Source organism: Botryobacter ruber (assembly GCF_003347595.2).
Taxonomy (GTDB): domain Bacteria; phylum Bacteroidota; class Bacteroidia; order Cytophagales; family Hymenobacteraceae; genus Pontibacter; species Pontibacter ruber_A.
Genome location: NZ_QCZK02000057.1, coordinates 33,856 through 54,399, shown reverse-complemented (window position 1 = coordinate 54,399; position 20,544 = coordinate 33,856). Strand labels below are relative to the sequence as shown.

The 20,544-nt window shown below is 49.0% G+C and carries 13 protein-coding genes; 5 read left to right on the top strand and 8 right to left on the bottom strand.

Going from position 1 to position 20,544, the window contains the following annotated elements; all coding sequences use genetic code 11:
* Positions 1–9: 9 nt before the first annotated feature.
* Together DCW36_RS19980 and DCW36_RS19975 are read right to left on the bottom strand one after the other, a co-directional pair.
* Positions 10–1,941 (bottom strand): OmpA family protein, encoded by a 1,932-nt coding sequence (locus tag DCW36_RS19980; protein ID WP_114782569.1) that lies wholly within the window; start codon positions 1,939–1,941, stop codon positions 10–12.
* Between the two features lie 5 nt (positions 1,942–1,946).
* On the bottom strand, positions 1,947–2,600 hold the full coding sequence (locus tag DCW36_RS19975; RefSeq protein WP_114782568.1) for a 7-carboxy-7-deazaguanine synthase QueE: 654 nt from the start codon (positions 2,598–2,600) through the stop codon (positions 1,947–1,949).
* 470 nt (positions 2,601–3,070) lie between these two features.
* Here DCW36_RS19975 and DCW36_RS19970 point away from each other — a divergent pair, with 470 nt between their 5' ends.
* Genes DCW36_RS19970 through thrC form a run of 3 tightly spaced genes read left to right on the top strand, consistent with a single transcriptional unit; the run spans position 3,071 to position 6,776 of the window.
* The gene (locus DCW36_RS19970) at positions 3,071–4,480 is read left to right on the top strand and encodes an aspartate kinase (RefSeq protein ID WP_114782567.1); all 1,410 of its coding nucleotides are present in this window, start codon (positions 3,071–3,073) and stop codon (positions 4,478–4,480) included.
* A gap of 12 nt (positions 4,481–4,492) precedes the next feature.
* On the top strand, positions 4,493–5,467 hold the full coding sequence (locus DCW36_RS19965; RefSeq protein WP_114782566.1) for a homoserine kinase: 975 nt from the start codon (positions 4,493–4,495) through the stop codon (positions 5,465–5,467).
* Positions 5,454–6,776 carry a threonine synthase gene (gene thrC, locus DCW36_RS19960; protein ID WP_114782565.1) on the top strand — a complete coding sequence of 441 codons (1,323 nt, stop codon included), beginning with the start codon at positions 5,454–5,456 and terminating at the stop codon, positions 6,774–6,776. Before DCW36_RS19965 ends, thrC begins: the two co-directional genes overlap by 14 nt.
* A 134-nt stretch (positions 6,777–6,910) precedes the next feature.
* Here the strand turns inward: thrC and DCW36_RS19955 are convergent, their stop codons facing one another.
* The 3 genes from DCW36_RS19955 to lepA form a co-directional block, all read right to left on the bottom strand.
* Positions 6,911–7,651 (bottom strand): class I SAM-dependent methyltransferase, encoded by a 741-nt coding sequence (locus DCW36_RS19955; protein WP_114782564.1) that lies wholly within the window; start codon positions 7,649–7,651, stop codon positions 6,911–6,913.
* Positions 7,652–7,677: 26 nt separating this feature from the next.
* Positions 7,678–8,559 (bottom strand): bifunctional methylenetetrahydrofolate dehydrogenase/methenyltetrahydrofolate cyclohydrolase FolD, encoded by an 882-nt coding sequence (gene folD, locus DCW36_RS19950; protein WP_114782563.1) that lies wholly within the window; start codon positions 8,557–8,559, stop codon positions 7,678–7,680.
* A gap of 181 nt (positions 8,560–8,740) precedes the next feature.
* Positions 8,741–10,525 (bottom strand): translation elongation factor 4, encoded by a 1,785-nt coding sequence (gene lepA, locus DCW36_RS19945; protein WP_114782562.1) that lies wholly within the window; start codon positions 10,523–10,525, stop codon positions 8,741–8,743.
* A 538-nt stretch (positions 10,526–11,063) separates the two neighbouring features.
* On the opposite strand from lepA, the gene DCW36_RS19940 reads away from it, so the two are divergent.
* Positions 11,064–11,774, top strand: a complete 711-nt coding sequence (locus DCW36_RS19940) for a LuxR C-terminal-related transcriptional regulator (protein ID WP_114782560.1) — start codon at positions 11,064–11,066, stop codon at positions 11,772–11,774.
* Positions 11,775–12,001: 227 nt separating this feature from the next.
* Positions 12,002–12,196 carry a DUF2158 domain-containing protein gene (locus tag DCW36_RS19935; protein WP_114782559.1) on the top strand — a complete coding sequence of 65 codons (195 nt, stop codon included), beginning with the start codon at positions 12,002–12,004 and terminating at the stop codon, positions 12,194–12,196.
* Positions 12,197–12,363: 167 nt separating this feature from the next.
* Here the strand turns inward: DCW36_RS19935 and DCW36_RS19930 are convergent, their stop codons facing one another.
* The 3 genes from DCW36_RS19930 to DCW36_RS19920 form a co-directional block, all read right to left on the bottom strand.
* Positions 12,364–13,605, bottom strand: a complete 1,242-nt coding sequence (locus tag DCW36_RS19930) for an ATP-binding protein (RefSeq protein ID WP_240676251.1) — start codon at positions 13,603–13,605, stop codon at positions 12,364–12,366.
* A 170-nt stretch (positions 13,606–13,775) separates the two neighbouring features.
* A complete protein-coding gene (locus DCW36_RS19925; protein WP_114782557.1) occupies positions 13,776–14,288 on the bottom strand; it encodes a hypothetical protein in 513 nt (170 codons plus the stop codon).
* A gap of 6 nt (positions 14,289–14,294) precedes the next feature.
* Positions 14,295–20,510, bottom strand: coding sequence for an eCIS core domain-containing protein (locus DCW36_RS19920; RefSeq protein WP_205702968.1), 6,216 nt, complete (start codon positions 20,508–20,510; stop codon positions 14,295–14,297).
* Positions 20,511–20,544 lie beyond the last annotated feature (34 nt).

Genomic DNA, 20,544 nt, shown 5'->3' with positions numbered 1-20,544 from the left:
CCTAAACTTCTACAACACCTGCATTTCGATGCGGCGGTTCTGGCTGCGGTTTTCTTCGGAGGTATTGGGTTTAACGGGTTTGGCTTCGCCGTAGCCTTTGTACTGGATTCTGACTTTGGGGATGCCGTTTGTGGTCAGGTAATCGACAACGGCTTTGGCTCTTTTTTCGGAGAGCACCTGGTTGGCGGCGTCTGAGCCTACATCGTCGGTGTGGCCGGCTATTTCAACTTTTACACCGTCGTTCTGCCGCATAAACCCGATTATCTTGTTCAGCTCCGTTTTCGATTCCTCTACCAGCTTGTATTCGCCTGTCGCGAAAAACAAATTATTCAGCACGACAGCGGCACCCGCTTTTATAGGATTCAGGTACACGTCCAGCACCAGGGGAGCCAGGTCCTGCGAAGAAGTATAATCGAAACTGAGGCTGTTCATCAGGTACTTCGGAGCACTGACATACAGGGCGTACTGCTTGCCCTCGGTTAACACCACGGTATATTCGCCCGACACCGGGTCGGAAGTTACCTGCTGCACAAGCGAGTCCGCCTTCACATCGTAGAGCTGCACCACACCGGCCAGCGGCTTTTTGGTTTCGCTGTCAAATACCCGTCCCTGGGCATAGGTGCTCCTGGCGCTGCTTTTCCAGCTGTCAGGTACCTCAAACTTAAAGATATGAATGCCAACATTACCGGCCTCGGCCATGGTCTGGCGGGAATAGTAGCCGGTGCGGTTATCGGGTGAAATGATAACAGAACCTTCGTCGGCATGGGTATTCAGCGGGTAGCCCATGTTTACAGGCTCCGTCCAGCTGCGTTGTTTGGTAAAGGTTGTTTTGAATGCATCCAGTCCGCCCATTCCCAAATGGCCGTCGCTCACAAAATACAGGGTAGAGCCGCTGGCATGGATGAAGGGCGCCATATCTTTGCCGTTGGTGTTCACGGATGCTCCCAGGTTTACAGGCTTCAACCAGTTGCCATCGTCCTGCAGGAAGGTTACCCAGATATCCTCCTGTCCCTGTCCACCGCCGCGGGTAGAGGTAAAATACAGGGTGCGCCCGTCGGCGGAGAGGCTGGGCTGGGAATCCCAGGCCCTGGAGTTGACGGTATTGCCCATGTTACGGGGCTTGCTCCATTCGTTGCCCGTGCGGCGGGAGATATACAGATCGCAGTCGCCGTAGCTGTCGGGGCGGTTGCAGGAGGTAAACACGAGCGTTTTGCCATCGCCTGAAATGGTAGCAGCCCCTTCCTGGGCAGCAGAATTTATCAGGCCGGAGATGGAGACAGGCTCCTGCCATCCTCCCTCTTCGTGCCACTGGCTTACATAAATATTCTCGTCGTGGCCCGGGTTAGAGCTCAGGCGGGCAGTAAAAATTATCTGGTGCTGATCGGCGGTGGTGTAGGGGAAGTACTGCAACCCGAACTGGTTCAGGGGAGCAGGCAGCAGTTCCGGGTTAAAGTTAACCGGGTTCTCCATGGCCCGTAAGGCAAAATCGGTCGTGCGGATGTGCTTCCTGGCCAGGTCAGCCAGTTTCTGGTTGCGGGGATTGGCCCTGAGGAAGTGCTCGTATTGCTCTTTGGCTGCCTGGTAGTTTCCACGGTCGAAGTAAAAACCGGCCAGGGTGTAATACTCGTTGGCACGCGCGGGGTTGAAGGGCACCAGTGCCAGCCCTTTCTGCAAATGCTGGAAGGCAGCCTCTTTCTCTCCCATCATTTTGTACAGGTTGGCAGACTTTAAATAAGCTTCGCCAAAATCAGGATCTTTTTCCGTTGCATCGCTCAGCACCTCAAGCGCTTTCCTGAAATCCCGTGCCTTTACATAAGTATCTGCTTTGTAGTAAAGCTCCTCTGCCCGTTTAGATGAAGTGCTCAGGGAAGCGGTCTGGGCTAGGGTGCTGTTAACGAAACCGGTTAGTAGCAGCAGCAAAAGGAGCAGTACTTTAAACATAATTGTTATGGGATATTCATGTACTTGTGCGTTTGCAACGACATACGCCACTGCGGATGTTGCTTTACATAATCAACTAAAAGCGGCATTAATTGTTCGGCCTTGCTCCACTCAGGCTGCAGGTACAAGAGCGTTTTCTCCCCTACCCTGGCGGCATGTTCTTCGGCCCAGGCAAAATCGCTTTTATTAAAGATGATCACTTTCAGTTCGTCGGCATACGGATAAACCGATGCATCGGGTGCCTTAAACTTTTTAGGCGACAGGCAAACCCAGTCCCAGTAGCCGCTGAGCGGGTAAGCACCCGAGGTTTCGATAAAGGTCTTGATGCCCTGTTCCTGTAAACGGGCCGTTAAGGGGTCGAGGTTGTAGAGCAGCGGTTCTCCACCGGTTACCACCACAGCCTTTCCCGGGTACACCATGGCCTGCGCCACAATCTCTTCGGTTGGCGTAAGCGGGTGCAGTTCCGCATCCCACGATTCTTTTACGTCGCACCAGTGGCAGCCGACATCGCAGCCTCCCAGCCGGATAAAATAGGCAGCGGTTCCCGTGTTGGCGCCTTCTCCCTGGATGGTATAAAAAGCTTCCATCAGCGGCAGCTGACTGCCGTCTTTGGGTACCTGGTAAATGGAGGCTGATTTATATGATTTAACTGATTCCAATGTTCTCTTGCTACGGCACTTTTCTCTGCTAGGGTGCCAGGTAAAAATCCAACTACTCCTGAAGTATTGCAGGCAGTATGCAGAACTTGCAAAGGTAGCTAAAAATGTAACATCATCTGCCGGCACTTCTGTTCCTGCACGGCCGCTATTTTAAAAATTGCCTTTCAGGACAAGTAACAGGAACAAAATTTAAAAAAAGATTTGTATTTAATTAAATTAATCTCAAAATTGAGGCTTCAAAATATGAAAAGCTATAAAACCATATCCTCCCCAGTGGGCGCGCCAAAGCCGGTGCAGACTGGTATGCGTCTTTCCTCCATTATTGCTTTTGATATTATCCCCCTTACAATTATTACCCCTTAAGGGGTTTCAATGTATATTTCGTTCCAGCCATACAAAGCCTACCGGCTACCGCAGCCCGTAGTAAGGCAACGTAACATTAATCATTTTATTTACCTGAAACCTTACCTATGCTGGTTTTAAAATTTGGTGGCACCTCTGTAGCTAATGCTAATGCCATAATGCAAATGGCTTCCGTTATCAGGGATAAAAATTATCCTGGTAAAATGGTGGTTGTAGTTTCAGCCATGTCCGGCGTGACCGATATGCTGATCAAATGCTTTCAGAAAGCAGAAGCCCATGACGATTCGTACCAAGACCTGATTCAGGAGCTGGAGAAAAAGCACATGGAAGCGATTGAGCAGCTCATCCCGATGAATATCCAGATCGATATTAAAGGACGTATCAAGCTGCGGTTCCGGGAACTGGAGGATGTGTGCAAGGGCGTTTTCCTGCTCGATGAGATCAGCGACAGCATCAAAGCACGGGTAATGGCCTATGGCGAGTTGCTTTCTTCCGCCATTGTTTCGGAAGCTTTCCAGTACAACGGCCTGCCTAACAAGCTCATCGACAGCCGCGATTTTATTGTTACCGATTCCAATTACCTGAATGCGAAGGCTGACTTGGTAAAAACCTATCAGCAGATAAACGATAAGTTGCCTGATGCGGCCCTGATTGTGGCGCCCGGCTTTATTGCCCGTTCCGAAAGCGGTAAAACTACGGTATTGGGGCGTGGCGGCTCCGACTACACAGCCTCCCTGTATGCCGCCGGCACCCAGGCCGACCTGCTGGAGATCTGGTCCGATGTGGATGGCATGTATACCACCGATCCGCGTAAAGCTAAATCGGCTTACTCCATTCCGGAATTAAGTTACGAAGAGGCCATGGAACTGGCTTATTTCGGGGCAAAGGTATTGTACCCGCCTACTATTTCGCCGTTAGTGGCGGCTCAGATCCCGCTGCTGCTCAAAAATACCTTTAACCCATCGCACCAGGGCACGCTCATTTCCAACAATCCTGCCCCAAGCCAGCAGGTCATAAAAGGGCTGTCGTGCATCGATAACATTGCCATGATTACGCTCAGCGGCAACGTGATGGTGGGTGTTCCGGGTATTGCCATGCGCATGTTCAAGGCTGTTGCGAAAGAGAACATCAATATTTACTTTATCACGCAGTCTTCTTCGGAGCACAGCATTACCATCGGTTTAGCAGAGGCGGACGGCAACAGGGCTCTAAAAGCTTTGTCAGCTGAGTTTGAAGAGGACATTAAGCAGGGTACGATTTACCCGCTCAACCTGGAAGCTCCGATGAGCATCATTGCCCTGGTAGGAAACGGGATGATTCAGCAACCAGGCATTGCCGGCACTACCTTTTCGTTGCTCGGGGATAACAACATCAACATTCGGGCGATTGCACAGGGGGCTACCGAGCGGAATATTTCGTTTGTCGTACAAGCCGACGACGCTACCAAAGCCGTAAACCTGCTGCACGACACCTTTTTTATATCTAAAACAGGAAAACCAGAGTTTGCCGAGGCATAACTCCTTATTATTATGAACAATTCTGAATATGTAAAAGCCTTTGCACCTGCCACTGTAGCCAATGTCTGCTGTGGTTTTGATGTACTGGGCTTTGCAATGGATCAGCCAGGCGATGAAGTGTGGGCCCGGAAATCAGACACGCCGGGTGTCACGATTACGGCCATCGAAGGCATTACCGGCCTTTCAGCTGACCCAAATGAAAACGTGATTGGTGTGGTTGCCCTTAAAATGATGGCCGACCTGCAGGTACAGCATGGGGTGGAGTTGCAACTGCACAAGGGCATGCCGGTGGGCAGCGGCCTTGGCAGCAGCGCTGCCAGTTCTGCTGCAGCCGCCTATGCCATGAACGAACTGCTCGGCCAGCCTTTTACCACCGAAGAACTGGTGGTATATGCCATGGAGGGCGAACGAAAAGCCTCCGGTTCGGCCCACGCCGACAATGTGGCGCCCTCGCTGCTGGGTGGCTTTGTGCTGGTACGCAGCTACGAACCCTTGGATGTCGTGCACCTGGGCGTGCCGGTAGAATTGTACTGCACCATCGTGTATCCGCAGATCGAGCTGAAAACTTCGCTTTCGAGAAGCATCCTGAAAAAGGAAATACCGCTTAAAAAAGGCATAAAGCAATGGGGCAACCTGGCCGGCCTGATTACCGGTCTGTTGAAAAAGGATTATAGCCTGATCGGGCGCAGCCTGCACGATGAGATTTTCGAGCCGGAGCGTTCTGTTCTGATTCCTTTATTTAATAAAGCCAAAGCTGCCGCTATAGGCGCAGGCGCGCTGGGCTGTGGCATTTCCGGCTCCGGCCCTTCGCTGTTTGCCCTCTCTGCTTCAGAAGAAACTGCCAAAAAAGTACAGCAGGCCATGGTAGACGTGTACACGAACAGCGGCATTGCCTTAAACACATATGTAACGCAGGTGCCTGAGCAAGGGGCACGGCTATTAGAACAACCTATTTACCAATCCGCACAAAAGCATGAAGTATTATAGCACCAACCGACAGTCACCGGAATTAAGTTTTAAAGAAGCGGTGATTAAAGGTTTGCCACTAGACAAAGGCCTTTTCTTTCCGGAGCGTGTACCAGAGCTGCCGCCTTCTTTCTTCGAAGCCCTGCCCGACATGGAGCTTCCCGAACTGGCTTTTCAGGTTCTGAAAGAATTTACTGCTCCCGATATTGCCGCCGACCAGCTGCGCGCGATCTGCAACGAAGTGTTTACCTTCCCTATTCCGCTGGTAAAAGTAGAAAAAGGCATTTATTCGCTGGAGCTGTTTCATGGCCCGACCTGTGCGTTTAAAGATGTGGGCGCCCGTTTTATGTCGCGCTGCCTGCAGGCTTTTGCGACCAAAGGTAAGCCTGTAACGGTGCTGGTGGCTACTTCCGGCGATACCGGTAGTGCCGTAGCCAATGGGTTCCTGGGTGTTGAGAATATCGAGGTAGTTATTTTGTACCCGAAAGGCGGCGTAAGCGAAATACAGGAAATGCAGTTCACCACGCTGGGGCAGAACATCAGGGCTGTGGCGGTGGAAGGCACGTTCGACGATTGCCAGAGCCTGGTAAAACAAGCCTTTTCCGATCCGGAACTGGCAAAAGAAATGCAGCTGTCGTCTGCCAACTCCATTAACGTAGCGCGCTGGCTGCCGCAAATGGTGTACTACTTCTACGCCTGGGGCCAGTGGAAGAAACTGGAGCATACCAGACCGGCAGAAGAACTCACCATTTCCGTACCAAGCGGTAACTTCGGCAACTTAGCTGCCGGCCTGATTGCGCGCAAAATGGGACTGCCGATAACTTACTTTATTGCTGCTACGAACCGCAACAAAGTTGTGCCGGATTACCTGGAGTCAGGTGTGTATTCGCCTGTGCCTTCGGTAGCGACCATTGCCAATGCCATGGACGTAGGCAGCCCGAATAATTTCCCGCGCATCCAGGAGATGTTTGGCAACAACCTGGAAGCAATACAGCAGGTGGTAAAAGGGTTCTGGGCAGATGACGAGGAAGTGAAAGCAGCCATCAAAGAAACAGAGGCAAAGGACGATTATGTGCTCGACCCGCACGGGGCTATTGCTTACCTGGCCCTGAAAAAGTACCTGCCGGCGCTGCACACGACCGGTATCTTCCTGGAGACCGCACACCCTGCCAAGTTTAAACAAAGCATCGACGAGATCCTGGGTGGCGACATTGCATTGCCGGAGCAGTTGCAGGCTTTCCTGAACAGGCCAAAGCAAAGCGCCTCGATCAAAAATGATTTTACAATGCTGTCGGATCTGCTGAAGGAGCAGAATAAGGTGAACGCGTAAAATTTGTTGTGTTGTAACCTGCCCATGAGCAGCAGCGGCTGTGGTGGCAGGTGCAGCAGAGTTAGTTTTTAAATAAAAAAGCCAACGAGAGCTATACTTTCGTTGGCTTTTTCTATTTTGGCTGGACCTGCAATTTAATGCTTTAGGCCCGTGACTACATATTCTTCTTCCTGAAGGCCGAAATAGTTATCTTTTTTTTCTACAAACTTTGTAGCCACCACATCAAATCCCGTATTCTGCAACCGCGCTTTTAGCCCGTCGACGGAGTAAATGCGGACGTGGTTCCGGTTTCCAAAGTGTTTTTTTCGGGCGGCAGACGTTCTCTTGTCCCAGTCCTCGTAAATCATACCTTTTTTGAAAGGCGTCTGGATGAAACACTTTCCTCCTACCCGTAGCACCCGGTTCAGTTCCTGCATGGCCTTCTTGTCGTCTTCGATATGCTCCAGCACATGGTAGCAGATAATCATATCAAAAGTACCGCTCGGTTCTTCTATGTTGGTAATATCCAGCTTTTTATCAGCCGGAAATTTGCCCTTCAGATCTGCGGTGTGGTACTGGATGCCGGGGTAATTTTTTAACTTTTTGCTCAGGCACCTGGCAGGCGAAAAATGCAGCACGCTGATATTATCCAGCAGGAAAGGCCGAAGCATCAGCCATAACCTCCTGTCGCGGCTCCGGCTGCCGCAGTTCGGACAAAGCTTGTCATGGTTTGTTAAAAGCGAAATAAACTTACGGAGCTTTTTTTCGCAGACAGTACACTGGAATTTATCGCCTTTGTAGAACTGGAAGATGATACTCCGGATCAGGTTTTCACCATAAAGCAGGTACTTCCGGGGAAGGACCTGCTTCGTTGAATTTTTTATTACTTCGTACATTTTCCAATGGCAGCGGAAAAAGCAGCTTACGCGTAAACCTCTTTCTTTGCTGCACTTAAGGTGTTTTTCAGCAACATCGCAATCGTCAAAGGTCCAACACCGCCTGGCACTGGTGTAATGTAGCTGCACTTAGGCGCCACTTCTTCAAACTTCACATCGCCGCGTAACCTGAAACCGGATTTACGGCTGGCGTCCGGCACGCGGGTAGTACCCACATCAATCACCACGGCGCCTTCTTTTACCATATCTGCTGTTACGAACTCCGGTTTACCGATAGCTGCGATAATGATATCGGCCTGGCGGGTGTAGTACGGAAGATCTTTTGTACGGCTGTGGCAAAGCGTTACGGTACAGTTGCCCGGATAGGTGTTTTTGGCCATCAGGATGCTCATCGGAGAACCCACAATGTTACTGCGGCCCAGTACCACGCAGTGCTTCCCGGATGTTTCGATCTGGTAGCGCTCCAGCAACTGCAAAATACCGGCAGGCGTAGCAGGTAAGTAAGCTGGCAGACCGGCAACCATCCGACCCACATTGATCGGGTGGAAACCATCCACATCTTTCTGCGGATCAACTGCCTCCAGCACTTTCTCCGGGTCGATGTGCTTTGGCAGCGGAAGCTGCACGATAAATCCGTCAATGTCTGCGTCTAAGTTCAGCTCCTTAATTTTCAGCAACAGTTCTTCTTCAGAAATGCTCTCGTCGTAGTGAAACAGCGAAGATCCAAATCCTACCCGTTCGCATGCCAGCACTTTATTGTTTACATAGGTTACAGAACCTCCGTCGTTCCCAACAAGGATAGCAGCCAGATGGGGAACTTTGCCACCGCGGGCTTTTATGGCAGCTACTTCAGCAGCTATTTCGTTCTGAATGGCTTCGGATGTTTTTTTACCGTCGAGCAGGGTCATTGTATAGTTTAAGAGTTAGAAAGTTAGAGAGTTTGGGAGTTATGTATTAAAGTCCGAAAATAAAATGAAATTTTCATCTTTAAAAATTTCCCGATTTATTACTACAGCACAATTAGTGTCAGGATAAACAACAAGCCCCGGTGCACATGCGGGTACACCGGGGCTTGATGATATTTTTTCTTTAGTCGAGCTTGAGCACAGCGAGGAAGGCTTCCTGCGGGATTTCCACGTTGCCCACCTGGCGCATACGCTTCTTCCCTTTTTTCTGCTTCTCGAGGAGCTTACGTTTACGCGAAATGTCGCCACCGTAGCACTTGGCCAGTACGTTTTTACGCAGGGCTTTTACCGTTTCGCGGGCAATAATTTTCTGACCGATGGCCGCCTGAATGGCAATTTCGAACATCTGTCGTGGCAGCAGTTCTCGTAATTTTTCGCACAGGCGCTTGCCCCAGTCGTAGGCTTTGTCGCGGTGCACGATGGCCGAAAGTGCATCCACTTTCTCGCCGTTCAGCATGATATCCAGCTTCACCATGTTCGACGGGCGGAAGCCGATCAGTTCATAATCGAGCGAAGCGTAACCGCGGGAGATGGTTTTCAGCTTATCAAAGAAGTCGAACACGATTTCGGCAAGCGGCATTTCAAAGGCCAGTTCCACCCGGTCGCTGGTAAGGTAGGTCTGGTTTTTGAGGATACCGCGCTTATCCATACACAGCGTGATGATCGGGCCGACAAACTCTGATTTTGAGATGATCTGCGCTTTGATGAACGGCTCCTCGATATGGTCGATGTAATTAGGCTCCGGCATCTCGGAAGGTGCGTTCACCTTGATCATCTGGTCTTTGGTGGTGTAGCAGTGGAACTGCACCGACGGCACGGTGGTAATTACCGTCATGTCGAACTCCCGCTCGAGGCGCTCCTGCACAATCTCCATGTGCAGCATGCCCAGGAACCCGCAACGGAAACCAAAACCCAGGGCGGCAGACGTTTCCGGCTCCCACACCAAAGAGGCATCGTTCAGTTGCAGCTTCTCCATCGAAGAGCGCAGCTCCTCGTACTCGCTCGTCTCCACGGGGTAAATACCGGCAAATACCATCGGCTTCACATCTTCAAAACCCTGAATACCGGCAGCCGGTCGGCCTACGTGTGTGATGGTATCGCCCACTTTTACTTCTTTGGCATTTTTAATACCCGAGATCAGGTAGCCCACGTTCCCAGCGCTCATCTCCTGGCGCGCCTCCTGGTTCAGCTTCAGTACCCCAATCTCGTCGGCTTCGTAGGTTTTGCCGGTGTTGATGAACTTCACTTTTTCGCCTTTGCGCAAAGTGCCGTTAAAAATCCGGAAATAAACTTCAATACCCCTATAGGAGTTAAACACCGAGTCGAAGATTAGCGCCTGCAGCGGCGCTTCCGGATCGCCTTTGGGAGCAGGAACGCGGTCGCAGATGGCATTCAGAATTTCTTCGATACCGATACCGGCTTTGCCAGACGCATGGATAATGTCTTCGCGGTCGCAGCCAATCAGGTCGATGATCTGGTCGGATACTTCTTCGGGCATGGCATGCGGCAGGTCAATCTTGTTGAGCACCGGGATGATCTCCAGGTCGTTGCCGATGGCCAGGTACAGGTTGGAAATGGTCTGCGCCTCGATGCCCTGCGAGGAGTCCACGATCAGGAGCGCGCCTTCGCAGGCCGCAATGGAGCGCGACACTTCGTAGGAAAAGTCCACGTGGCCCGGCGTGTCGATCAGGTTGAGCGTGAACTCTTCGCCTTTGTACAAATATTTCATCTGGATGGCGTGGCTCTTGATGGTAATGCCGCGCTCGCGCTCCAGGTCCATGTTATCCAGCAGCTGGTTCTGCATTTCACGTTCTGCCACGGTAGAGGTAAACTCGAGCAGTCGGTCTGCCAGGGTGCTCTTGCCGTGGTCGATGTGGGCAATAATACAGAAATTACGTATGTTCTTCATATAGTATCAATACAGGAACAAAGTTAAGAATATTCTTTTCAAAAACTGAATAAAGCCCGCCCTCCTGGCAAAACAAGTGGTTGGAGCAGCAATACCAGCCCAAAGTGGAGCAGTTTGCGCAGCTCTGGTATGGTCGGTTTTAACAACAGGCATACTGCAGCTGGTATTAGCAGAAGCCGTAACACCAAAGCCACCTGCTACTATCTACGTATGTTTCAAAAAATATTCCGGGTCGTCGAATTGCTAGCCGTTGTTATTCCTGCTTTGCTTGCGCTGTCTTCTTTTAAGTTACAGTACGACAGGCCCTTGTTATTGTCGCACCGCCACCTGGTGCAGAGGCTGTGGTGGCAGTGGCAGCAGATTTTTTTTGTGGCAAAACAGGTTGTTTTTTCCACTGCTCCTGCCACCACAGCCTTTGCGGCAGTACCCATAAAATTAATTTAAAAATTCTTCTGTTAACTTGAATATATAGTTAGTTTTGAATGAGCAATCGTTAAAGTTTTGTTAGGTTTCATTAAATAAATTACGCCTCTTCCCGATGCCTTCTGAAGAAAATTTCCCTAACCTGTTTAAAAAAATAAAAGAGCTGGAAGAGCAGTTAGCTTTTATGAAAGCTAAATGTTGTTTCCTGGAAAAAGTGGTGCACGAGGTTCCGGCCAACATTTATATTTCGGACCTGGAGAAGGGGGTGATCTGGTGCAACAGGACAAACGAAGAATCGCTGGGCTACACGCTGGAAGAGATCCTGGAGATGGGCGGAATAGAATACCTGTACAGGATCGTTCATCCCGACGACCATAATGTGCCCGAAGCCAGCATCGACCATTACCAGAACTTTAACGGGGCAGAGTTCGGAGGTCTTTTCCGGGCAAAGCACAAGGACGAGCAGGAGTATAAATGGTTTGTTGGCTGGGCCAAAGCGTTTACAAAAGACGAAAACGGCAACGTAAAAGAGTTGCTGTGTGTTGATGTGGACATGAGTCCGCAGATGAATACCGAAAAACAGCTTGTTACGGTACTAAAGGAGAATCTGAAACAGAAGAATACACTGCTGGTAAGCAGCCTCCGCAAACGGGAGGTAGAAATTCTGACGATGATCTGCCAGGGCATGAACACGAAAGCTATTTCGGAGAAGCTCTACCTGAGCACGCATACTGTGGCCACGCACCGGAAAAATATCCAGAAAAAACTCGGAACGAACAATGTGGCCGACATGGTATCGCTGGCGAAGGAGGCGGGGCTGGTGTAATTTTTTTAAGAAACACAACCTCCCATCACAGCTCCCGTATATACAGGTAGGCTAAAAGTTGAAGATTTCGATTTTCATAAAAAAATAAAAGCAGCGGTTCCAAATGAGAGAGTGGAATCGCTGCTTTTTTGTTTGTTGCTAAACATTTTTATAGCCGTAATAACAACATAGAGGTAGCCCGTTAAGGTAATCAGGAGAAGCAGCGTACGTTAGCGGTTCAGGAAATTATGGCACAGGATAACAAGTTTAAGACAGGAGACATTGTAAAAGTAAAAGGGATTCGTTCCCCTAACATGATTGTGAAAGTGTATAGCCCGATTGGGACGCACCTGGAGCCGGCTTATATTTGCAGTTGGTTTGATAATGAACAAAGAATTCAGGAAGGCACATTTCACGAAGAAACACTTGAAAAGGTAACGTAAAATTTTTCAGTTATTTTCAACATGGCATAACCTCCTGCTATACCCTCCCGTATAAAAGAATGGCTAAAAGTTGAAGATTTCGATTTTCATAAAAAATAAAGGCAGCGGTTCCAAACGAAAGAGCGGAACTGCTGCTTTTTTTATGTGCATTACTTCAGGGGTATTTGCTAAAACTTGTCTTCTTTTATAAGTTCCCGCTTAATTCCATTTACAATATCATCATTCAGTATCGTCTTTTCCGGTCGCGACAAAGCACAGAGACTGGCATACTGCATAATATTTGTAATAGCCGACCCGCTGAACTCATGTTTATTGGCATACACTTGAATGGAAACTTCCTCATGCACAGGAATGGTGGCTGGTAAGTTTTTCTGCCAGATGGCCAGGCGTTCGGCTGCATCTGGCATCGGGAAATGGAGTATTGCGTTGAACCTTCGGATGAAGGCCTGATCGATGTTGTTTTTGAAGTTTGAGGCTAGAATGATTAATCCCGGAAAGTCCTCTACACGCTGCAGCAGGTAGCTTACTTCCTGGTTGGCATATTTATCATGGGCGCTCGAAACGCTGCTTCGTTTTCCGAATAAGGCATCGGCTTCGTCAAAAAAAAGGATCCATTCTTTGTTCTCTGCCTTTGCAAAAATTTTTTCCAGGTTTTTCTCTGTTTCGCCTATGTACTTGCTCACCACCTGCGACAGGTCGATGCGGTATACTTCTTTGTTAAATTGCTTCCCCAGCAGCGAGGCCGTTAGGGTTTTCCCTGTGCCCGGCGGACCGTAGAACAACGCTCTGTAGCCGCGCCTTAGTTTACGGGCAATAACCGGGTCAGCAGCTAAGGCCCGATGGTGCTGTAACCACATTTTTATGTCGTCGATGTACCCGCAGGTAGCAGGCCGCAACACCAGGTCGTTCCAATCCATCGCCGTTTCGATTTTTTTGGCAGGAAACTCGGGACTGAAGGCTGGGGCCGAAACTTTGCCCAGCGTCAGCCACTCCACAAATTCCTGCGCCAGTATGATTCTGCCGCTCATGCGGGGTTCGCCTTCTTTTACGGGTTCCAGGGAGAGGATCTGGTGTCGGTAAAAAAAATGGTCTGACGAAAAGTAACGGGTAATCCGAAGCCTATCGGCTAAACTATCTCCTGCCAGAATGAATTGCACGGTTTCACCTGTAGGCAGCATGCCTCTGTGGCTGGCGCCTTTTACTCCTCCCATTTCCGGGAAGTCGCCGCCCTGCGGGAGGTACTTTAGGACAATATTTTCCAGGAAATTAGGCTGGAGGTGGGGCATGAGCGCCAACAGCAGGATGATATATTCTTCAATATTTAACGGATGCTCCCGCAGAAACAGATCGAGCGGACCGCCATCTGCCTCAACTAGTAAGTCAGGGTAAGAGTCCGGTTCAGTATTCAACTCTTTATTAAAGTAACGTTGCAGCCTGCGATCTACGATTTCTCTTAAAAAAACAGTGGAACACTCGATGTTTTTATACATACTTTTCTAATGAACTGGATTTACGTTTTCCCTGAGTAAAACCTTTGCAGCGATTGCTCAGGCAGAGGTATTGAATAGCACTCGTTTTCTTATTTTTCTAAAGAACCCGGATACCACCACCAATGGGTTTCAGGAACACCGGCAGGTACAAACGCATCGGGTATAGTTCCTCCGCTTTGTAACTCCCGAAGCTGCTGGTCAAAGGACTCCAGTTCAAAACCGGCAATTTCATCTTCACTTAAGAAGTCCTGGTAAGTCTCCATTAGAAATTCAAGTTGCGAGCGAAGCAGACATAACTCCCGATGGCTCGTCCAGTCATCGGTAATCCACTGGATTTCATGATTGCCGATCGTCATGTTCATATACGTGATGAGGCCGTTATAGCTCTTTTTCATCAGAAGGGCAGTCTCAGCCAACCACTTTTCCCAGCCGGGAACTTCCTCAGGTAATTTGTCGAGGTACCAGCCTGTATTGAGCGAAAAAATATTTGCCAGCGCTGTTTGTAGCCAATACTTTTTGTCAGGATAATTTAGTGCGAGCGCTTTTTCCCAGGCATTCTTAATCTGCTCAAGCGTATTTAAAAGCAACTTGTCTTCCTGCATAAGCCATTAATTAAGTTTTATTATAATAAGCGTGGCAATAGAAGTTTTGCCATCAGGCATTACCTTTACGATAGTCCGCAATATATACTTATTACCGCTTTCCTCCACCGGGAAATTGTACGCTATACTCCTGACACCCGGCTCAACTGGTGAGACATTTACCGTTATCTGCTTTGCATGCTTTATAGCCAATCCTGCTGCTTTAAAATAAGCAGCGGCAGGAGCCGCTGCATCCTGCATGCTTAACGGCAATTCATGATGGTGTTTTTCAACATGGTACGTGGCAGCCGGGATGTCTTCAAACGATAAACCGCTTAGTTCCTGAACTGCTTTTGCCGCCTGCAAGTCCGGTAATCCAGGTGGGATAAATTGTGCCTCTCCCAAGTGTTCAACCACCTCCAGCACGCCAAGCGTGTAATCTATCGTGATGCTGGTTTCGGTATCCATGCTTATCTTACCGATGCCGGCAGCCGGATCGCTGAGCCCTTGCAGCACCTGGTCCTGTATAAGTTTCCTGACCTTTTTGCGGCTGTCAACGGATGTTTTAAATTTCTCCAGCGTAAGGTTTTTCAGCACTTCTGTTTTCTCTTTTGGAGAAAGACTGATTTTTCCTAAACGCTTTTGTTCTGCTTCTTCTGCCTGCGTCAACGCTGTGTCGAATTTTCCTTCCGCTTCCTCCACGCTCGCTTTAAATTTCGCTATGTAAAACTGGTAATATTCAGAAAAGTCAAACAAATTTTTCGGTTCCATTTTAAGCGCAAAGTCCGAAGCCTGCCTGCGCAGCGCAGGCAGTGTATCTTCTGCACGGATGCCCTTTTCTTTATAGTCCCCTATCTCATTAAATAAATCCCACATACGGATTTTCTCCAGCAAACCGGCTTTACTCCAAAGCGGACCAAAGCGGGTATCGGTATTTAAGCCAGTATCTGCCAGGAATTTATTCAGCTCGCCTTCGTACTGGAATTTAAACCGCAGCCTGTAGCCTCCCGATGAGAAAAACAGTTTTAACGTATTCCAGGACTCATTACTAATCTTGCCGGCATCGCCCCCCTGCTGCTCCAGGTCATGCGTGGCCATCAACAAGGCTTTTAAATCAGATGGATTCTGCAGGAGCAGTCCTTTCAGGAAAGATGGCGACACCTGCACCTGCCCGTTTATAGAAATTAAACCTCCGGCAACGTCCGTAAGCTTACTTTCCGGATGAAGAGTAGCTATGGCTGCCTTGTCTGTAGCGGATAGCTTCAGATAATTTGCAGCGGTTACCCAGGGTCTAAAGGTAAAGTCAAACAGGAATTTATTGGCAGAAGGCTTTTCTCTGGCAGGTGGTTTGGCGGCACCTCCTTTTGCAGGCAGGCTCGCCCCTGGCTTTAAGGATAACTGCTCCAGCACTTCTTTCGATAGCTCCAGTTCATTATTAATTTTCACAGTACCGCTGGCTGTGGTTAATACCTTACTATCCGTATGGACTTCTTTCAGCTTGTTCAGCTCGGTATCGGCTATTGCGGCAGGAGCTCCTCCTTTTTCCACCAGCTGTCTCACCTCCAGGGAAGCCTTTAGCAACCGCTCCAGATTTACCTGATCGAGGCGCAACATCTGGAACAGGCTCCTTCCGGATATCACCACATTCCCATTGATGCTGATCATACCTGCACCGGCTGTACCGAAGGTGCTCTGGGGGCTTAAGGCGGTAAGTTCCTCCAGGTACGGGCGCCAGCCCTTCTGCCACTTTTGCCAGAATGCCAGATTCGCCTCAATGCTCGTGCCTGTTTCCACGCTACCCCGCAGATCAGGTAATGCCATGCCTACGTGTAAGGCAATAGCCCGCTCGGTTTCACGAATCCAGATATCTGTGTGTTTTATATTAAATAGCAGCAGCGGGAACTGTTGCTTTCCTTCCTCCAGGAGAATGCTTTCCACATGATCAGCGCGTTTGGCTTCTTCCACAAGCAGGAAATTTTTCTTCGCCTGGTATAGTTTAACAATTAGCTCATTAAGTTCGGCCAGCGTAGCCGGAATGTTATCCTGAACTATTTTTGCTGCTTTTTCTTCCAGGTTAACCTCAATCTCCTGCTCTACATTCAGCGTCTTTTCTGCCAGGTACATGGCCAGTTTCAGCTGGTCTCCGGTTAGCTTAAGCGATTTTAGATTCTGTTTAAAGGTTTCAAGCTTATCCAGGCTTGTCAGTTGGGTAAGCATGGTATATACTTCGGCAGGCAACACGATATCTTTGCCTTTCATTCTGAATGTCCGGAGTACATCGTAGGCAATGAAGGTGGTCTGGATGCCGCGGATGGCTCCCCCCATGATAGCGACCACCATAAACGTTTGTGCCTGATCTTCCAGGCTCCACTTCACCTGCTCTCCTTTTAACAGCGCCTCCAGTATCTGCCCGTACACTTCTTCTTCGTACTCACCCAGAATGCCATGGAAACCGGCATATTTTTTCAGGGCTTCCCCGGTTTTTTTCAGGTAAGCTGCCGCCACCGAGTTCCGTATCGACATGGGCAGGAATTTTCCTGCTTTTCCAGCTAAGAAAGGGAGCGCCTTCCCGCCCAGGCGTTCCGTAAACACATTCACATACGTGGTAATAAAGCCTTTCCAGGCAGCCTGGGCATTGGTATTGGGGTTCGGCGCCACTTTAACCTCAAAAGAACCATCGGGCTGCATTTCCATGCTCACGATGTGCAGCTTGTGAACCAGCACGTTCTTAGCAATATCGGCAGGATTGGCTAGTGTCTGCGCAAATGCTCCGGACAATAACCCCACTCCTTTAATGATAACTTTTGCGGCCTGTCTTTCAACAAATTTGGCAGTGAATTTTTTCAGGGTGGCCTCTGCAGCCTTTACTCCTATCGACATACCCCCCAGTCCTATGGGAGCTGTAATGATAAATTCTGCCATAAAAGGAATGGCTTCTGCAACGCCCTCCCCTACTCTGTACCAGAATGGCTTTTTCCTGATCTGGTTTATGTACTGCAAACCTGCTACCGCTTTCATCAGCAGTTCCTCAGAAAGCGTTAAGGTACCGCCCATCAGGTGCTTGTTCATCACCCGCATCTGCTCATACAGTTCAGATATTTTTAAAATCGAGTGAATGAACGGAAGCATTTCGGACATGCTCTTTGAGGTAAAACCACTCCAGAATCCCTCATCACTTTCGGGGTGTGAAATGATTTTATCGAAGAATTTTTTAGCGTACAACAGCTCGTACGACAGGTCGACGTAGGCTTGTGTGGTAACGGAGTATTCAGGTAGAGCTAAGCGCAGGTATTGGTTATCCTCCTCCATCTTTCTCTTTAGAACAGGCGCAAACTTATGGATCACCACATCCAAATCCTGGCTGTTGCGTTCGGCCCATTTCTTGATGGCATAGGCACTGAGTTTACTATCGGAGGTATATAAGAGCTGCTGAGAATAATATACCAGTATCACCCGCAGCACCCTTTCATGATCATCCGGATGCATTGCCTTCAGATGTGCTCCGATATTTATTTTCGCCGTGTCAAATGCTTTTTTCTGATCGACATATTTTGATGACGCCTTCAGCTGATCGTCATATTTTTTAACCATGTCGAAAAGCACCTTATCCGATTTTACCAGGTTTACTTTATAAGGATCGGGATTCAGAACAGCCGTCTCAATTACTTTAAATCTTTTTTCGACTGCTTCCTTTATCTCTTTTGCCAGTGCAGAACCTGCGAATGCGTCTCCCGCCTCCTTCATCCGTTCCTTCCACCGTTGTTCCAGCACGGCATCTACGGCTTTTTGAGCCACCTCCCGGTTATACCAGCCCTGCTTCTTCTCTATATCCTTCTTCGCTTTTTCTATAAAGCCCGCCTGTTCTTTTTTGAAGGCTTCGATATAGGGTTCATAAAATTTCTCGATATCAGCCTTCCGCTTATCCCGTTCTTCGGCAATTAATTTTTCCAGTTCGGCTTTCAGGTAGGCCTCATTTTCCGTTATCAGTACCTCCTGACTGTGCGCCAACCATTCGGTGCTGCCTACATCTTTTTTTGGATCAGAAGGCTTATAATAGACATTAGTCATTACCGATTTGATCTTCGCCCTGATTAGCAGCTGGAAAACGGTATAATAGAAAACAAAATCAGAATCGGATTCCTGGCTAAACTTAAACCCTTTTTTCAGGCGGAATTCTTCAAATTTAAAATTCACAGCCTTGATACTTTCATACGGTATACTGAGCGCCATTTTGCCTTTCACCTTCTCACTTTGCTGGTAGATAACTTCATCCACAAACGGATCAAGCTCTTTCTCTGCCTCCCTCCATTTTTTCTGCTCCGGAGTAAGTGGTATAGCCGGGGCGCCCGGTGTAGCGGGCAAAGTCGTTCCGGTACCGGCTGTTGATGAAATGCCGGAAAAACCGGCCAGTTTACCCATTTCGTCAATTTCAGCCTGGTTGGGATCGCGAATCGTTATCTCATATTTTACCGGATAAGGCTTTACTCTTCCATTGGAAAACCAAAATATAGCCCCTGTATTAGGAAGCAGTCCCGTTGTTTTTACCATCAGGAACGCCCGGTTCATGTTTGGCGCCTGCACAAAAAGAATGTCACCAATCATGGTCATAAACTCTTCCTGCGGAGCCTTTTTTAATTTAGGAGGGAAAACAAGACTGGATGCTTTAACATATCCTTTCTGCCCGCTTTCATCATAAGCAAAATACCAGTTGCCGGATTTCCAGGTAAGTTCCAGTCGGGCATTCTTACTAATGATCCGGCTTTTGGTAAATTCTTCTGTAAGGGGAGAGTGGTAGAATATGATTTCTTCTTTCACCACCACATATTCACTTACCGGTAAAGGCTTAAACCCTTCGATGGTTTCGGGTGCTACCTGCCGCTGCACCTTGCGGCCAGCACGTCGGGTATTTTGCTGCAGCACATGAGTCAGTTCGTGGGCCAGCAGTCTTCTTCCGACTGGCGTGGCAGGAGCATATTGTCCCTTATTAAATACAATATTATTCCCACTGGTATAGGCTAAGGCACTTACAGATTGCGCTGATTGGGCAGCCGCTGCATTGGTATGAACTTTTACGCTGCTGAAATCAGAGCCAAACCGGGCCTCCATAAACTCCCTGGTTCCGGTATCCAGGTAATTTCCGGTTGCTTTTAATACATGGTGCACCAAGGCAGGCGCTTCGGAGGAAGCGGTGGGTGGAGGCGCAGGTTTGCGCTGCAGGTATGGATTCTCGGGTAGACCAAAAATGTGCCGGAAGGGAGCCGGCATGGTTAAGGAGCCTGGGAGGTTGTGCAGGTCAAACGTAAACACTGTCGGGCTCAGGATGAAAGAAGAAGTCCCCATTTCTCGGTCGGTCTGTTCCCACCAGGTAGGGTAATCTCTTTTCAGGGCAGAATCGATGGCGAGCGGGGTGAAAAAATTGCTGGCAGTTGCCGAGCGTTCGCTCCCTAAGCCAATGTTCTGAAAAAAATTGTAATTGTAGAGCCAGGGCTGCAAAATGGCATCATAGGCATTGGGGTCCAGCAGCAGGTGCTCGGCACTTCTGTTGTAAAAAGGACGCCGCATCTCGAACCAGTTTACAGCAGCGGTTCCGGTCTGTTCAGGAGAAGGAATTGTGGCAGGTGCTGTTGCTTCCTGGCGTTGCAGAAAAGCGGTTGGTGTACGCTGTAACTGGTCTTCTACCGGTACAGGTTCAGTAGAACCGGCAAAAGCTTTTCTGACAATTGCATTTTCTGCTTCCTGTTTCTCTTCTTTACGCTGCAGTTTCTCCTCGTCCTCACAGGCTACGCATTTTCGTTGCAGCACCTTTTCTACGGGAGCAGGAGGCGTAAAAAAGGCTTGTTTGCCTGTGTAACTGGTTTGTATAGCAACGCCATCCGTTCCATTGCCTGCAGGCAAATCGCTTGCTGCTACCCGGGATTCAGGTTTATGTTCTGCCTGGCTTTCCTCCTTCTTCAGTACTTTGTCTTCCTCTTCACAGGAAGCGCATTTCCGGCTTATAAGCGGCGTTATGGTAACAGGCTGCGGGGCAAAAAAAGGTTGTTCCGCGGGAGCAGGCGTGCGCATCACTTTTTCTGCCACGGCATCCGCTTCCTGCTCAAACACATCGTCCGGAGGACCTACCACTACTTTTGGCTGAAAAAAAGAACTACTCTTGCCGGAAGGCATAGCGCTGTTATTCGCCTTTCTCGCCGTTTCCGGGATGCGAATTGCTTTAATTTTTCCGGCTTTGGAGCTTTCTGCCATGTTGATTTACAAACCTGAAAAAATTATTAAGCTG

Coding starts and splice junctions, on each gene's coding strand:
- DCW36_RS19970 (WP_114782567.1), top strand. CDS start 3,071: ATGCTGGTTTTAAAATTTGGTGGCACCTCTGTAGCTAATGCTAATGCC.
- folD (WP_114782563.1), bottom strand. CDS start 8,559: ATGACCCTGCTCGACGGTAAAAAAACATCCGAAGCCATTCAGAACGAA.
- DCW36_RS19920 (WP_205702968.1), bottom strand. CDS start 20,510: ATGGCAGAAAGCTCCAAAGCCGGAAAAATTAAAGCAATTCGCATCCCG.
- DCW36_RS19965 (WP_114782566.1), top strand. CDS start 4,493: ATGAACAATTCTGAATATGTAAAAGCCTTTGCACCTGCCACTGTAGCC.
- DCW36_RS19980 (WP_114782569.1), bottom strand. CDS start 1,941: ATGTTTAAAGTACTGCTCCTTTTGCTGCTGCTACTAACCGGTTTCGTT.
- lepA (WP_114782562.1), bottom strand. CDS start 10,525: ATGAAGAACATACGTAATTTCTGTATTATTGCCCACATCGACCACGGC.
- DCW36_RS19955 (WP_114782564.1), bottom strand. CDS start 7,651: ATGTACGAAGTAATAAAAAATTCAACGAAGCAGGTCCTTCCCCGGAAG.
- DCW36_RS19940 (WP_114782560.1), top strand. CDS start 11,064: ATGCCTTCTGAAGAAAATTTCCCTAACCTGTTTAAAAAAATAAAAGAG.
- DCW36_RS19925 (WP_114782557.1), bottom strand. CDS start 14,288: ATGCAGGAAGACAAGTTGCTTTTAAATACGCTTGAGCAGATTAAGAAT.
- DCW36_RS19935 (WP_114782559.1), top strand. CDS start 12,002: ATGGCACAGGATAACAAGTTTAAGACAGGAGACATTGTAAAAGTAAAA.
- thrC (WP_114782565.1), top strand. CDS start 5,454: ATGAAGTATTATAGCACCAACCGACAGTCACCGGAATTAAGTTTTAAA.